Source organism: Streptomyces sp. CA-210063, assembly GCF_024612015.1.
GTDB lineage: Bacteria > Actinomycetota > Actinomycetes > Streptomycetales > Streptomycetaceae > Streptomyces.
In genome coordinates this window covers 10,556,486-10,569,832 of sequence record NZ_CP102512.1, presented here as the reverse complement: position 1 = coordinate 10,569,832, position 13,347 = coordinate 10,556,486, and the positions used below count along the sequence as shown (strand labels likewise).

The window sequence follows — 13,347 nt, the reverse complement described above, 5'->3', positions numbered from 1 at the left end:
GGGCATCAAGAACCGTGCGGCAATTCCCAGTTCTACGAATCTGACGGGCCTCGGCCGGCTGCCGCAAGGACAGGAACACGTGTGTCCCACTTCCGGCGCACGGCCGATGCCCGAAGCCACTCCCCCGAGCCCTTTGAGCAACATGTGCGTGGCCCGCCGGCCCGCATCGGACCCTCACGCGTTCGGCAGCCAGGGTGCGAGCGCGGCGTCGACCGAACTGATCACCGTGTCCTTGTCGAGTCGTGCGCCGAGCATGAACCGCTGGAACAGCAGGGGGCCGAGGATCCGGGAGACCACTTCTCTGGCATGTTCCTCGATGCCGGGGCGGAACTCGCCGCGGTCGACGGCAGCGGCGAGCGCGCCCGCGAAATGCTCGTCGGCGTGGCCGAACATCTCTTCGCGGATGCGCCGTACGTCCTCGTCCCGCTCGGCCCGTTCGACGACGGTGGCGATGACCGATACGGCGACGGGCTGGTTGAGCCAGTCAGCCATTTGCTCCAGCTGGGTCACCAGTTGGTGGCGGACCGGGCCTTCGCCGAAGGTGAGCAGGGGGCGGACGTCGTTGGCCAGCGCGTCGAAGAGGAGAGCCTGCTGGTCGGGCCAGTGCCGGTAGACCGTGGCGCGGCCGACTCCGGCCCGCTCGGCGACGGCGGCGTGAGTGACGCGTTCGGGCCCTCCTTCGACGAGGAGTTCGGTGGCGGCGGTCAGGGCTGCGGCGCGGCTGCGGCGGGCGCGGGGATCGTCGTTGGTACGGGACATCGGGACACCTCTTCCCAGATTTTTATGAGACAGGTTGACTCACAGATACTCTTCGATACATACTGTCTCACAGATGAGAGAAACCTCGCCAACTCGGGCACCACCGGCCATGGATCGGGGAGGCCTGCCGACTCAAGGAGAGAGCTCATGTCCGTGAACGAGAACGCCGTCGCCCTCCGCTTCGCCGACCGCGCCACCGCCTACCAGGCGCTCAGCGAACTGAAGTACCTCAGCCCCGCCACGACCGAGGTCCGTGCCGCCGTCCTGATCGAGCGCCTCGAGGACGGCGCGGTGCGCGTCCCCGAGGGCATGGACGGCGAGGAAGGGCGGAACACGGCGGTCGGCGGGCTGGTCGGCTCGCTCGTCGGCATCCTAGGCGGACCCCTTGGCGTGCTGATGGGCTGGGGCGTCGGCGCGCTGATCGGGCGGGGCCACGACTACAAGCGGGCCGAACGGGCCACCACTGCCGTCGGTGTCTTCGCCCAGCAGGTCCCGCTGGGTGGCACGGCCATCCTGACCGAGGTCAGGGAGTCCGACACCCAGGCCCTGGACCAGCTGGCCATGCGCTACGACGCCGTCCTCGAGCGCCGCCCGGCCGACTCCGTGCGCAATGAGCTGAAGGCCATGGAAGAGGCCGCCGAGCGGAGCAGGAAGGAAGAGGCGAAGCAACAGCGCGACCTCGAGCGCGCCGAGAAGAAAGCGAAGAAGGGCGGCGCGACACCACCGCAAGAGGCCACCGCATAACCGGAACAGGCCCCACAGACGCGGGGCAGTTCCCCCCTGCCGCGCATGGTGAGGGCGGGCCCGCCCGGGTCCGCCCTCACCGCTTTCACCCGGTGTCTGTCCGACAGTTGCCGGTCCCGGGGCCGTCCTGTGTTCGGTGAACCAGCCTCCGAGCAGCATTCCGGCGACGGCGGAGAAACCGCGGTCGGCAGCATCTACCGCCGGTTCGGCGACGCGGTCACCGACGCCTTCCAGACGCACGAAGCTCTGTTGCGCGTCGTCCTGCTGAGGTGATTCGGCCGAGCATCCTCTACTTCGGCACGCCGGTGGTCCTGCTCACCACGGAGAACGCGGACGGGACCTTCAACCTCGCTCCCATCTCGTCCGCCTGGGCACTGGGACAGCACGTCGTCCTGGGCCTGGGCAGCGAGAGCCAGACGGTGCGCAATCTGGCCGAGCGACCGGACGTGGTGATCAATCTCGCCTCGCCCGATCTGTGGGAGCGGGTGGAGAGCCTGGCGCCGCTCACCGGCGCCGATCCGGTACCGGAGAGCAAGCGGGCGGTGTACCGGTACGAGTCCGACAAGTTCGCCGCCGCCGGGCTGGCGCCGCTCCCCTCCGACCTCGTGCGGCCGCCCCGGGTCGCCGAGTGCCCCCTCCAGCTGGAGGCGAGGTCCATCGCCTTGACGCCGGGCGGGGAGGGCCGGTTCCTGTCCGTCGAGTGCGAGGTGGTCCGGGTCCACGCCGACGAGCGCATCGTCGTACCCGGCACGCACCACATCGACCCCGGTGCGTGGAGCCCGCTCATCTACAACTTCCGCCACTACCACGGGCTCGCGCCCGAGCTCGGCCACGGCTTCCGGTCGGACACGGCCAAAGCCGCGACACGCGTCGGGTGCTCCCTCGGCGGGCGCCCGCGCGGTCCCCGCCCTGCTCGGTCACTGTGCGCCTGCGAGGCTCTTGGCGGCCCGATTCTCGAGCGTCGCCGTCAGAACAGCTGCCGAAATCCCGGCGGCGCCGAGGAGCAGAGGAAGACGGACGTCCAAGCCCGTAAGAGAACCGGCGAGGGCTGTGCCCGCGGACCCCGACGTGATCTTCAAGGCCGCCACCCACATGAAGACCTGAGCACGCACCCCCACGGGTGCATACTCGGTGCGGGCAGCCAAAGTGGCCGCGAAGAAAAGGGCGTTGAGAACACCTGTCAGCCCGTACGCCGCCACGGACAGGGGGAAGACGCGGCTCACGGCGACCATGCCGAGGCCGACGACGACCCCCAGGGCGAGGCGGCGCATGAGGCGGTCCGGATCGCCGCTGAGCGGGAAGACCATCACCACCGCGGAGCCGGCCAGGTTGCCGAGTCCGTAGGCGGCGGTCAGCACCGCTGCGGTGGATGTGTCGATACCCAAGGTTGTGGTCATGTGCACTGCGGTGATCGGCAGTGCGGCGACACTGAGCGCGACGATCATGGTCAGGTAGACGGTGCGCCGCAGTCGGCCGGTGCGAGCCACCAGCGCCAGGGTGGGCCCCGGCTTGAGAATCCCAGCCTTGTCCCCACCGTGGGCCGCGGGCGCGTACGGCAGGAGGAGCACGCACCCGGCCGCGACACCGGCGCCGCCCGCCAGAGCAAGAGCGGCAGCAGAAGGTGAGGCCCAGCCCGACAGGGCCGCCACGAGAGACGGACCGACAGTGCCACCGATGCCGTACGTGGCCACATCCCAGCCCTGCGCCCGCCGCTGGGTGCGCGTCCGAGGCCCGACGATCGCGGGCAGCCGGCTGCTGATGCCGCCGGTCAGCAGCGGGCCGCAGGTGCCCGCCACGGCCAGCAGCAACGCGGTCACCAGGGCGGGCACACGGGCATACGTCAGTACACCCGTGGTGAGCACGGCGGCGTACAACAGGCAGGCCGATGCGATGACCTTGCGTCCGTCCCGGGCGAGGTCCAGCGGGCGGGCGACGAACGGGCCGAGCAGGTGCGGTGCGGTGATGCACGCGCCGAGCGCACCGGCGAGCGTCCCCGAGCCACCGGACGAGGTGACGAGCAGGATGACGGCTACGACCGCTCCCCCGTCGGCAGTGCGGGCCAGGGCCGCGGCGACGACGTAGCGCACCAAGCCGCCCCTGCGGCTGCCCGTCGAAGTCGACACGCTCGCCGCGTTCGCTCCGGTCTCGGTGGTCCGATGGTTCACGGCGCGCATGCTCAGGCGGTGAGCTTGAGGGCGCTCAGCACGGCGACGACGTCCTGACGTGCGACCTCGTCCAGCGCGCGCAGGGGAAGCGGCAGGTTCGGCTCCCCCGTCAGGCCGAGGTGCGAAGCGGCAGCGGACATGACACGCAGGCTGCCGTGGCGGCGGAACAGTGCCCACAGCGGCTCGAGTTCGTCGGACAGGTCCAGCGCCCGTTCGGCGTCACCGCTCCGAGCGGCGCGCGTGAGGGCGAGCGCGGCCTGCGGGAACGTACCGCCGATGACCGAGTACCAGGCGTCGCACCCGGCATTCAGACCCGGGGCTGCCATCCAGTCGCCGCTCACACCGATGGTGACCGTCTCCGGGATCAGCGCCCGCAGTGCGTCGACCCGGGCCTTGGCCTGCGCCGGGTCTTCGGGCACACCGGGAATCTTGATCGAGCCGACATTCGGCAACTGGGCGATCCGGCCGTGCAGTTCGTCGGTGAAATGCACATGTGTGGTGCCAGGGTTGTCGTACACGCACAGCGGCACGGACAACTCGCGGGTGACATCCTCGAACAGGCCGAACACCTCGTCCTCGGTGAGCGGCTGATACGTCATCGGAGCAAGCAACACACCGGAGGCCCCCGCCTTTTGGGCGTCCTCGGCCAGCGCCAGGACATGGGCGGTACGCAGCGCGCCGATACCGACCATGACCGGCACACCATCCGCGGCCTCGACCGCGATCTTCACAGCGTGGGCACGCTGTTCCCTGGTGAGGTAGGCATACCCACCCGTGGAGCCGAGCGCGCCGATCGAGTCCACGCCGACGGCTGCGAGGCGAGCGACGAGCGTGGCGTACGCCGTGTCGTCGATGCCGCCTTCATCAGTGGGTGTGAGGGGGAAGGCACTCAGGCCGCGGAACATGATGACTCCTCCAGGGGACTTCGTAGGACGTCGCAGGACGTCAGGGGAGAGAGAACGGTCGTGGTCAACTGCCAGTCGTACGCAGTTCCGCTACGACTGCGGCAAGTTCGGCGGCGAACGCCTCGGCCTGCGGCTCGCTGATGGTGGAGCTGGTGACCCGGATGCCGCCCCGGTGGGTGGACGGGTCACGGACGAAGAGGTGGCCGGGCCGTACCGCCCAGCCCCGCCGTGCCAGGGCTTCGACCGCCGACCGGCCGTCGACGTCCAGTTCGACCCATACATTCAGCCCGTCGGGCCGGTAAGGGACGTCGATTCCCCGGGCGTGCAGCCGATCGACAAGCAGGCCGCTGCGGTGTGCGTATGCCTCGCGGGCCCGTTCATGGAGTTCAAGGACACCGGGATCGAGCAGCAGTTCCCGGACGATGTGCTGCAGCAGATGGCTGACCCATGCGGTGCCGGCGCTCAACCGGGCTTCCAGGCGCACGGCGGTCTCGGCGTCGGCGGCGACGAGGGCGAGACGCAGGTCCGGGCCGAGGAACTTGGACACGGACCGCACCAGCGCCCACCGCGCGGTGGTCGCAGGGGTGATGCGGTGGTACGGGCGTGCGGAGACGGCTGAGAAGTGGTCGTCCTCGATCACCAGGACCTGAGGGTGGTCGGCCAGGACCGCGCGGAGGTCGGCCGCCCGTTCCTCGGTGAGGCTCGCGCCGGTCGGGTTGTGGGCGCGGGGCGTACAGACGACCGCACGGGCACCGCCCTCCAGTGCGGCCCGCAGGACGTCGGGACGCATGCCGACGCCGTCGATCTGGACCGGCGCGGACCGGTAACCGTTCAGCCGCAGCGTACCGATGCTCGCCAGGAAGCAGGGGTCCTCGATCGCCACCGTGTCGCCACGGGTGAGGTGGGCGTTGAGGAGGCGTTCGGTGGCGTCGACCGCTCCGTGCGCCACCAGCGTCCGGAACGGCTGCTCGATGTCCTCGGCGAAGTCGGCGGAGGCCCACTCGGCCAGCCCCGCGTCGAGGGCGGGCACCCCGTACAGGGGATGGCAGTAGTGCCCGCCCCTGGCCGCAGCCAGGATGTCGGGCAGCAGTTCCGGATCGGGGTTGCCACTGGCCAGGTCGACCGCGTCGCCCCCGACGGCCACGCCTTCACGGGCAAGCTGCGGCACCGCCGCGATCACCGTGCCGCCGCGACCTCGGGTCTCGGCCACCCCGGCCTCGACGAGCCGCCGGTACGCCAGGGCGACCGTGTTCCGGTTGACACCCAGCTCAGCGGCGAGCGCCCGCACCGGCGGCAGCGATGCCCGCGACGCCAGCTCTCCCGAAGCGACCTGGTCCCGGACACTGCCGGCGATCTCAGCCGCGGTAGTCCCCCTGATCTCCACGTCATCACCTCCAGCCACCGACCCTAGCAGTTTTTGTCCTATGCCAAATAATGGGTCATGGCTACCGGCGGCCGGGGAAGACAGCACCTGCGGCAGCCACCTCGCGCGCCCGACCCGGCGCAGCAGAGGGTGGCCAGCAGCGCGACGCCGACTGCGGCGAGGGTGCCAGGCAGGCCGCCGTGGCGGTCATCAGCGGGCGGGGTGGGGGGACGGCGTCATCGCTCTGCGTGGACAGGTAGTACACGATCGACTGGAGCACTCCGAGTGTCATGAGGGTGAGGTTTGCTGTCACGTCGCTGTGGCGGTCCCGGTGTTACCAGGCGGGCATCACCGGCGCGGGGTAGCGGTCGCCGGCCGCGCCGTTCGGCAGGAGCGAGCCGATCAGATCGAGCCCTTCGGGGGTGAAGGTGACGTGCGCGGCGGCGACGTTCTCGGCCACGCGCTGTGCGCTGCGGGTGCCAGGGATCGGCACGATGTCCTGGCCTTGGGCCAGCAGCCAGCCAAGCGCCACCTGCGCCACTGTGCATCCCTTCCACTCGGCGATCGCGCCCAGGTCACGGACCAGTGCCTGGTTGGTTTCGTAGTTGCCGGGCTGCCAGCGCGCGTCGTGGGTTCTTCCACGGTCAGCGCGGCCCGGCGTTGTGTGGTGTGGTTCGACGAGTTCGACCAGTTCCTGCGGGCCGGAGGCATCACTCTGGAGATGGTCAAAGCGATGCTCGCCGGTCCGGAACGGCAGGTAGTGCTCCTGGCGTCGATGCGCAGCAAGGAGTACGACAGGTACAGCTCCCGGCAGCGCGACGTCACCGACGCAGCGACCTGGCGGGCCGGCCGGGAAGTGCTGCTCCATGCCGGTGAGCCGGTGGAGCTGGATCGTCTGTGGTCACCACAGGAGGTCGGGCGGGCCCGGGAATCGGATCGGGATCCGCGCCTGAAGGCGGCGGCTCAGGCGTCCGACCGGTTCGGGGTCGCCGAGGTGCTGGCGGCGGGCCCGGAACTGCTCAGCGACTGGATGCACGCCTGGCACACGGGTGAGCATCCGCGCGGTGCCGCCTTGGTCGCCGCCGCCGTCGACTGTCGGCGTATGGGCCTGCACCGGCCCGTGGGCGCGTCGCTGCTGGTGCCGTTGCACGAGATCTACCTGTCCGCTCGTGGCGGAGCCGTCCTGCGTCCGGAGCCCCTGGAGGATGCGCTGATGTGGGCCACCGCGCCGGTGCAGGGGGCAAGCAGCCTTCTGCTGCCTGACCCGGGCGGCTATCTGGCGTTCGACTACTTGATCGACCTGCCCGGTCTGCCGGCCATACCCGAAAGCAGCTGGGAAGTGCTCCTCGCTGCCGTCGCGCCGGAGGACGCCTTCGACGTCGGCTGGGCCGCCGTGGACCTGATGCGGCCATCCATCGCGCTGGAGGCCTTCGACGCCGCACGCCGCCACGGGGTGCCTGACGCCGACTACGCGCACGCCATCGCCCTGGGCAACGCAGGACAGCCGCTGCCGGCCGTGCATCTGCTGCGTCAGCTGCACCAGCAGCGCAATGCGCAGCTCGGCTCGGATCACCCCGACACCCTCGCTGCACGTCACGACATAGCCCGATACCTCGCCGAGGCGGGCCGCCACGCGGAGGCCGTCGCTCTCCTCGACCGCCTCGCCTTGGACCGGCAGCGCGTCCTGGGCCCCCGTCATACGGCGACTTTGGTGACCCGCAGCAGCAAAGCCAGATTCCTGCGGGAACACGGAGACGCCCCCCAGGCACTACGCCTGTTTCGGGAGCTGCTTCCCGACATGACGGCAGTCCTGGGCCCGGATCATGTGGACGTCCTGCTGGCGCGTCAGGAAGTGGGGCGCACCCTCGGCCACATCGACCGGACCTCTGACGCCCTCGCCTGCATCACCGAGGTACTACATGACCAGGAACGCATTCTGGGCGGGGCACATCCGCACACGCTCAGCACCCGCTTCGAGCTGGCGCTCCTCGTTGCTCGGTCCGGTGACCTCCGCGAGGCCATGAGGCAGTTGCAGGCCCTCCTGGGCGACCAGGAACGTGTTCTCGGCCTGCATTCACGCACTCTGAGCACCCGCCATCAACTCGGCAGGCTCCTGGCACAGACCGGCGAGCCGGAAAGAGCCCTGGAAGTCCTGTCAGAGGTACTCCGTGACCAAGAGCGCTTCCACGGCCCGACCCACCCCCGCACTCTGGCAACCCGATACGACCAGCTCCTGGTCGCGCGCCGCACACAAGGCCCGCAAACGGCTGCCGTCATGCTGGCCGCACTGCGCGATGACTGCCGGCGGGCGCTTGGCAGCAGTCATCCTCTCACCCGGACCGTCGCATCAGCTGCGGGAACAACCTGACGCAAAACGCCCTCAGGTCGTACGCCGGCAGCTGGCACCAGCACGTCCTGATCACCGAGTCCCACGACCGGCTGCGTGACCGGGTCCGTAAGCGCGAGGGCCGCGAGGTGGATACCGAACGGCCGGGATCATCGATGCATAGCCGGTGCCGGCCAGCCGCCACGACGGTGCCCGCTGTCCCGCTCGGCTACGACGGAGGCAAACAGATCAATGGCAGGAAGCAGCGCATCGTGACCGATGTCCTGACTCTGCTCCTGGTCGTCGCGGTGCGCGCCGCGAACGTATGCGGCCGTGCCCCTACTTCTGCGGCTGCGTCGGCTGCACTGGGACATCTGCCTGGTCTGGGCCGATGGCGGCTGCACCGGCCCTCATCGGCTGGTGCCGTCAGAAACTCGTCGTCGTCCCTCGAAGTCGTCAAGCACACTGACGACATGGAGGGCTTTGTAGTGCTGCCGATACGCTGGGTGTAGAGCGCGCACTGACATGGTTGATGCGTGCGCGCCGTTTGTGCCGGGGCTACGAAACGCTGACCGCGACCAGCGAGGCGATGATCTGTTCTCGATGGTCACACGGATGAGCCGCCGGCTTGGCACTGGCAGCTCCTGCGTTCCTGTTTCTGCCCTCTGCCCTGTGCCCTATGTCTGGTCGCCCTCATGGCCATCGACGTCTTCGTCATCTGGGCCTGGCGGTGTGCCGTTCGTAGCCCTCCTAAGGACTGTCCGGGCGGGTGACCTCCCAGAGACGGATGGTCCGGTCGGTGCCGCCCGCGGCGAGGAGTTCGCCAGCGGTGGCGAAGGCGATGGAGTACACGGTGTCCGGGGCAGTCAGGAGGGTGCCGAGCGGTACCGGCTCCGCCGGGGCGGCCATGTTCCAGAGATGGACCTTCCCGTCCGCGCATCCGCCGGCGAGGAGTTTCCCGCCGGGGGCGAAGGCGACGGAGTAGACCGCCTCTGTGGTGGTCAGCGGCTGGCCCGCCGGTTTCGGCGCCGCCGGGTCGCTCACGTCCCAGAGCCGGACGGTCCTGTCGCCCCCGCCGCTGGCCAGGAAGCCGCCGTCCGGGCTGAACGCCACGCTGTAGACGCGGTGCCCGTGACCGGTGAGGCGTTTCCCCACCGTGGATGGCGGGTCGGCGGCGTTCCACAACCAGATCGACTCGTCGGCGCTGCCGCTGGCCATGAGGGTCTCGGGACCAAACGCCACCGAGGTCAAAGCATCCGAGTGGCCGGCACCGGCCCGCCCGATCAGTGTCGGCTTCGCCGGATCCGTCACGTTCCAGAGGCGCAGGGTCCGGTCGGCGCTGCCGCTGACGAGGAGGCTGCCGTCGGAGTTGAAGGCGACGGAGAAAACGGCGTCCGAGTGGCCGGTCAGCGGATCGCCGAGGGGGGTTGGCCGTGCGGGGTCGGTCACCTTCCACAGCCGGATCTTGTTGTCGTGGCCCCCGGCGGCCAGAAGGCTCCCGTCGGGGCTGAACGCCAGACAGGCGATGTCGTCCGTCGCGGTGGTCAGGGGTGTGCCGACCGGCTTCGGCTTCGCCGGATCCGTCACGTTCCAGAGGCGGATTGTCCGGTCGGCGCTGCCGCTGGCCAGCATATGGCCGCCCGGCTGGAACGCGACCGCGTGGACGGTGTCGTCGTGACCAGACAGCGGCCGACCCACCTCGGTTGCGCCGGTGACCTCGCCGCCCGACGAACCGCTGGCCGAACGGGAGTGTTCCCCGGTCGGGGTGCCGTCGCCCGCCGGGCTCCCGGAACCGGACGCCGCGTGGTCGAACCGGTCCCTGACCGCCCAGTAGGTCGAGCCGAGCGCCAGCGCGGCGGTCGCGCTCCCTCCGGCCAGGAGCCGACGACGGCTCAGCGGGGACGGGCGTGACGTGGCGACGGCAGTCGGCTCGAGTGCCTCCGGAGGCGGGCCCTTCGTCAGAGTGAGCTCGCCTGCCGTGCCGCCCGCCAGGCGTTGGGGCAGTGGCCGCTCCTGGGACCGGAGGCGCTGATGTACCGCCCTGAACATGTCGTCGAGGGTCAGCGGATCCGGCTCGCGCAGCGCCGTGAGCAGCGCTTCGGTGAAGACGGTGTGGGTCGCGCCCGGCGGAGCGTGCGAGGTGGTGGTCGCGGACGTCGAGGTGAGGGTGTACGTGCCGGTGATCTCGATGTGTCCGGTGATGACTCCCCTCCCGTCCGACATCGCCGCGAGCGCTCGGCCGGAGAAACAGCAGTCCAAAACGAGCACCCGGACGGCCGCAGAGCTGTTCGCCATCTCCTCCCGAAGGACGCCGAAGGCGAGCGCGGTCCACTTCAGCCGATCCGGGTCCGTCCTGGACAGAGCCAGCTGGAGCCCGCCCCCATCGTCGATGAGCCCGTGGCCTGCGTAGTAGACGAGCAGTACGTCCGTCGCGTCGCGCGCCGCACGGGCCAAGGGGGTGCCGACGTCATCGGGGACTGCGGGATCGTCGACCACGGTGCAGTGTTCGGCCCGCAAGGTGCCGCTCACCGGATGGGTGAGGACCGCCCGTAGCTCCGTGAGGTTCGCCCGCACCGCCGGTAGCTCGTGCAGGCTGGTGTGCGCGTATCGGCTCGTGCCGATCAGGACGGCCTTGGAGCGAGCCGGATCCGGAAACCGGTTCATTCCGGTGCCTCTACCGCGTTCCGCTGCTCGTTGTCCTCCGCGTTCCCTGCCAAGAGCCGCTCGAGGATCTCGACCAGGGCGGGGACGTCGACACGTTTGCCGTCCACCTCGACGGTGCGGCCGCTCTCAGTGGTGACTGTGATCCGCAGTTCCGCACGGCGATGCGGTATCCAGGCGGCCAGAGCGCCGGCCAGCGCCGTGACCACTCCGCTGCCGACGGCTACCACGAGAGCGTCCAGCGCCCCGCCCATCTCGCCCTGCCCGACCGGCGTGTTCTCGGGCCGCACCCGCCCGCGCAGCGCATCTTCCTGCCGCAGCCAAGCGAGCAGGGATCTCAGCTCGTCGGCCTCGTCCTCGATACGGATGCGCAACTGCCCAGAAGCCTGGAGGGAATCCGTGAATGTCACCATCACATCATCCCGCGAGCACCCCCGGTTTTGGGCACTTTCTCATTGCTTCGCCTCCTATACGAACCCGGGTCCTGAAGGGTGCACAGCGCTGATCGCCACGCCCGCCCGCGCCCGGCGGCTTGCGACCCGGTCACATGACGCACGCCACACAAGTGTTCGGCGATTCTTTGCCGGAACAGCGAAAGCCCTGCCGGGACCGAAGGGTGAACGCTCATACCGATCAGCAAGGAGCATCACCCCAACCGGGTGCTGCTGCCTGGGATCACCACGCTGGCCCGGATGGTGGCCACGATCCGCGAGATCCGCCTGCCGCACACGGCCATGATCCGCCGGTAGTCCGGGGGCAGCGCCGTCTCGTCCGTGCCGGGCTCGCGCTGCGGCACCAGCAGCACCGTACGGCCCGCGACCTGCCCCGCGGCAGGCGGCGGTGCGTGCGGTCCCGTCTCCGTGCGCAGCTGCTCGGCCACACGGGAGCACTCACCCACACCAGCCCTGCGACCAGCTACTTCAGGTTGGTGGATCTTCACTGCATCGCGCAGAACCTTCCGCGCCCGCGACAACGGGCGAACGACCCTGCGTTCGTCGTCATGCCCTGGTCGTGCCCGTGAAACCATCGCCCAGCACCCGCCCCGAGGACCGTCAACTTCCCCCCACCAGACACATATCCGCCGAAAGAGGAACCCGGTATTAATCGACACCCCACGCGTGCACCGGGCCGCGGAGGCCGGGACACACGCGGGAGGTGCCGTCGTCAGCGGCGTAGACCGAGCGTCTGGTACAGCGGCACCATGCCCGCTTCCGCCGAGTCGAGGAGTACTTCGACCTCAGTGAGCGCCAGGTCGATGTGGAACGGGGTGTAGCCACCCAGCCCCAAGCCGATGTGGATACCGGGCCAGCGCTCGTTGGGGTGGAAGTTGCTGCGCAGCCGGTCGGCGCAGCCCGGGTGAGTGCCGAAGCCGAACTCATGGATCTTGCGATAGCGCGGCTCGGCCTCCACCAGTGCGCGGAACGTGTCACGCAGGCGCTTGGCCTCCGGGATGGGCGCCGTGAAGTCGTGGATATACCCGTTGCGGACGTGGGCCACGACGGGCAGATCCTCAATCGGGGCGAGGCGCGTGTAGGTGTCGGCGGTGTGCTCCGCGGTTATGCTCCTGTCGCCGCGGTGGATGATCGGCGAGCCCTTGATGACGATCTCACCGTCGATCGGCAGCCGACTGTTGCGGTCGTAGGCTCCCGGCCCATCGGCGAGGGTCGAAATCTCCCCGGTCGGCAGCACCGTCTGGTCGCCATAGCGCAGCGGTCCGTGGAAGGAGAACCAGTGCTCGGCCTCGTGGTGCTGGAAGACACACCGGGTACCCAGCGCCGGCGTGGCCAGCACCAGCGCTTCGGCGTCGTCCATCAGGGAGAGCATCTTCCCCTCAACCGCCAGCTCCGACTCGTAGTCGGTGCCCGCGATGATCCGGAGGTACTGGCTGAGGGAGAGCGGGGTGAACTCCGAGGAGTTGTAGGAGATGGCGCCAAGCTTGACGCCCGCCCCGTCCTCGTCCAGCAGATGCTCGAACAGGTCCTCCGCGATCCACAGCACGGATGCCTTACGTTCGCGTGCACGCCACTCCCGTAGCTGCTCGACGAACGGGGCCCTGCTCTCCGGGCCTGTCCACTTCATCTCGTGGACGGGCTGCGGGATGTCCGCCACGAGACGGATGCTGCGGCGCACCCGCTCGGAAGTGATGAGCAGGAAGTCGTCGCCAAAGTCGCCGTCGTAAAGGGCCAGAAACTTGGACAGGCGCAGCTCCACCATGCCGTCCGAACCCACGGCGATGTCGCCGGGCTGGCCGGGCTCGGCCTCGGGCATCGCCCCCAGCAGATCTGCGGGAGCGCAACTCGACTCCTCCACCGTGCACAGCGGCCCGTCAGGGCCAGCGGCGAGCTCTCTGGGGTCCGCTCGCAGGCAAGGGCAGTTGCCCCGGGTTACCTGGATTTTGCTCATGACTCTCCTTCGGTTGACTCC

Annotated in this window: 12 protein-coding genes and 1 pseudogene; 4 read left to right on the top strand and 9 right to left on the bottom strand. The window is 69.6% G+C overall.

Annotation, left to right across the window (positions count from 1 at the left end):
• Nucleotides 1–174 precede the first annotated feature (174 nt).
• Nucleotides 175–759, bottom strand: a complete 585-nt coding sequence (locus JIX56_RS46095) for a TetR/AcrR family transcriptional regulator (protein ID WP_257550250.1) — start codon at nucleotides 757–759, stop codon at nucleotides 175–177.
• A gap of 147 nt (nucleotides 760–906) precedes the next feature.
• Between JIX56_RS46095 and JIX56_RS46090 the strand changes: the two genes are divergently transcribed.
• From JIX56_RS46090 to JIX56_RS46080, 3 genes and pseudogenes are all read left to right on the top strand, one after another.
• Nucleotides 907–1,503, top strand: a complete 597-nt coding sequence (locus JIX56_RS46090) for a hypothetical protein (protein WP_257550249.1) — start codon at nucleotides 907–909, stop codon at nucleotides 1,501–1,503.
• A 129-nt stretch (nucleotides 1,504–1,632) separates the two neighbouring features.
• A complete protein-coding gene (locus JIX56_RS46085) occupies nucleotides 1,633–1,776 on the top strand; it encodes a hypothetical protein (RefSeq protein ID WP_257550247.1) in 144 nt (47 codons plus the stop codon).
• Nucleotides 1,773–2,360 (top strand): annotated as a pseudogene (locus tag JIX56_RS46080) (flavin reductase family protein); the annotation flags it as partial. The gene JIX56_RS46085 and the pseudogene JIX56_RS46080, both read left to right, overlap by 4 nt.
• 60 nt (nucleotides 2,361–2,420) lie before the next feature.
• On the opposite strand, the gene JIX56_RS46075 reads toward JIX56_RS46080, so the two are convergent.
• The 4 genes from JIX56_RS46075 to JIX56_RS46060 form a co-directional block, all read right to left on the bottom strand.
• A complete protein-coding gene (locus tag JIX56_RS46075) occupies nucleotides 2,421–3,668 on the bottom strand; it encodes an MFS transporter (RefSeq protein WP_257550245.1) in 1,248 nt (415 codons plus the stop codon).
• An 11-nt stretch (nucleotides 3,669–3,679) separates the two neighbouring features.
• Nucleotides 3,680–4,573 carry a dihydrodipicolinate synthase family protein gene (locus tag JIX56_RS46070; RefSeq protein ID WP_257550243.1) on the bottom strand — a complete coding sequence of 298 codons (894 nt, stop codon included), beginning with the start codon at nucleotides 4,571–4,573 and terminating at the stop codon, nucleotides 3,680–3,682.
• A 64-nt stretch (nucleotides 4,574–4,637) separates the two neighbouring features.
• Nucleotides 4,638–5,957 (bottom strand): aminotransferase class I/II-fold pyridoxal phosphate-dependent enzyme, encoded by a 1,320-nt coding sequence (locus JIX56_RS46065; RefSeq protein WP_257550241.1) that lies wholly within the window; start codon nucleotides 5,955–5,957, stop codon nucleotides 4,638–4,640.
• 313 nt (nucleotides 5,958–6,270) lie between these two features.
• Nucleotides 6,271–6,510, bottom strand: coding sequence for an aldo/keto reductase (locus JIX56_RS46060; protein ID WP_331597705.1), 240 nt, complete (start codon nucleotides 6,508–6,510; stop codon nucleotides 6,271–6,273).
• 54 nt (nucleotides 6,511–6,564) lie between these two features.
• On the opposite strand from JIX56_RS46060, the gene JIX56_RS46055 reads away from it, so the two are divergent.
• On the top strand, nucleotides 6,565–8,304 hold the full coding sequence (locus JIX56_RS46055; RefSeq protein WP_257550239.1) for a tetratricopeptide repeat protein: 1,740 nt from the start codon (nucleotides 6,565–6,567) through the stop codon (nucleotides 8,302–8,304).
• Between the two features lie 708 nt (nucleotides 8,305–9,012).
• Here the strand turns inward: JIX56_RS46055 and JIX56_RS46050 are convergent.
• The 4 genes from JIX56_RS46050 to JIX56_RS46035 all read right to left on the bottom strand — a co-directional run bounded on the left by JIX56_RS46050 (nucleotide 9,013) and on the right by JIX56_RS46035 (nucleotide 13,191).
• Complete coding sequence (locus JIX56_RS46050; protein WP_257550237.1) at nucleotides 9,013–10,926, bottom strand: caspase, EACC1-associated type; 1,914 nt, start codon at nucleotides 10,924–10,926, stop codon at nucleotides 9,013–9,015.
• On the bottom strand, nucleotides 10,923–11,336 hold the full coding sequence (locus tag JIX56_RS46045) for an effector-associated constant component EACC1 (RefSeq protein ID WP_257550236.1): 414 nt from the start codon (nucleotides 11,334–11,336) through the stop codon (nucleotides 10,923–10,925). The genes JIX56_RS46050 and JIX56_RS46045 overlap by 4 nt, the downstream gene beginning before the upstream one ends.
• Before the next feature lie 233 nt (nucleotides 11,337–11,569).
• The gene (locus tag JIX56_RS46040; protein ID WP_257550235.1) at nucleotides 11,570–11,803 is read right to left on the bottom strand and encodes a hypothetical protein; all 234 of its coding nucleotides are present in this window, start codon (nucleotides 11,801–11,803) and stop codon (nucleotides 11,570–11,572) included.
• A gap of 284 nt (nucleotides 11,804–12,087) precedes the next feature.
• Nucleotides 12,088–13,191 carry a hypothetical protein gene (locus JIX56_RS46035; protein WP_257550233.1) on the bottom strand — a complete coding sequence of 368 codons (1,104 nt, stop codon included), beginning with the start codon at nucleotides 13,189–13,191 and terminating at the stop codon, nucleotides 12,088–12,090.
• Nucleotides 13,192–13,347: the final 156 nt, after the last annotated feature.

Coding starts and splice junctions, on each gene's coding strand:
- JIX56_RS46095 (WP_257550250.1), bottom strand. CDS start 759: ATGTCCCGTACCAACGACGATCCCCGCGCCCGCCGCAGCCGCGCCGCA.
- JIX56_RS46090 (WP_257550249.1), top strand. CDS start 907: ATGTCCGTGAACGAGAACGCCGTCGCCCTCCGCTTCGCCGACCGCGCC.
- JIX56_RS46070 (WP_257550243.1), bottom strand. CDS start 4,573: ATGTTCCGCGGCCTGAGTGCCTTCCCCCTCACACCCACTGATGAAGGC.
- JIX56_RS46050 (WP_257550237.1), bottom strand. CDS start 10,926: ATGAACCGGTTTCCGGATCCGGCTCGCTCCAAGGCCGTCCTGATCGGC.
- JIX56_RS46045 (WP_257550236.1), bottom strand. CDS start 11,336: ATGGTGACATTCACGGATTCCCTCCAGGCTTCTGGGCAGTTGCGCATC.
- JIX56_RS46035 (WP_257550233.1), bottom strand. CDS start 13,191: ATGCCCGAGGCCGAGCCCGGCCAGCCCGGCGACATCGCCGTGGGTTCG.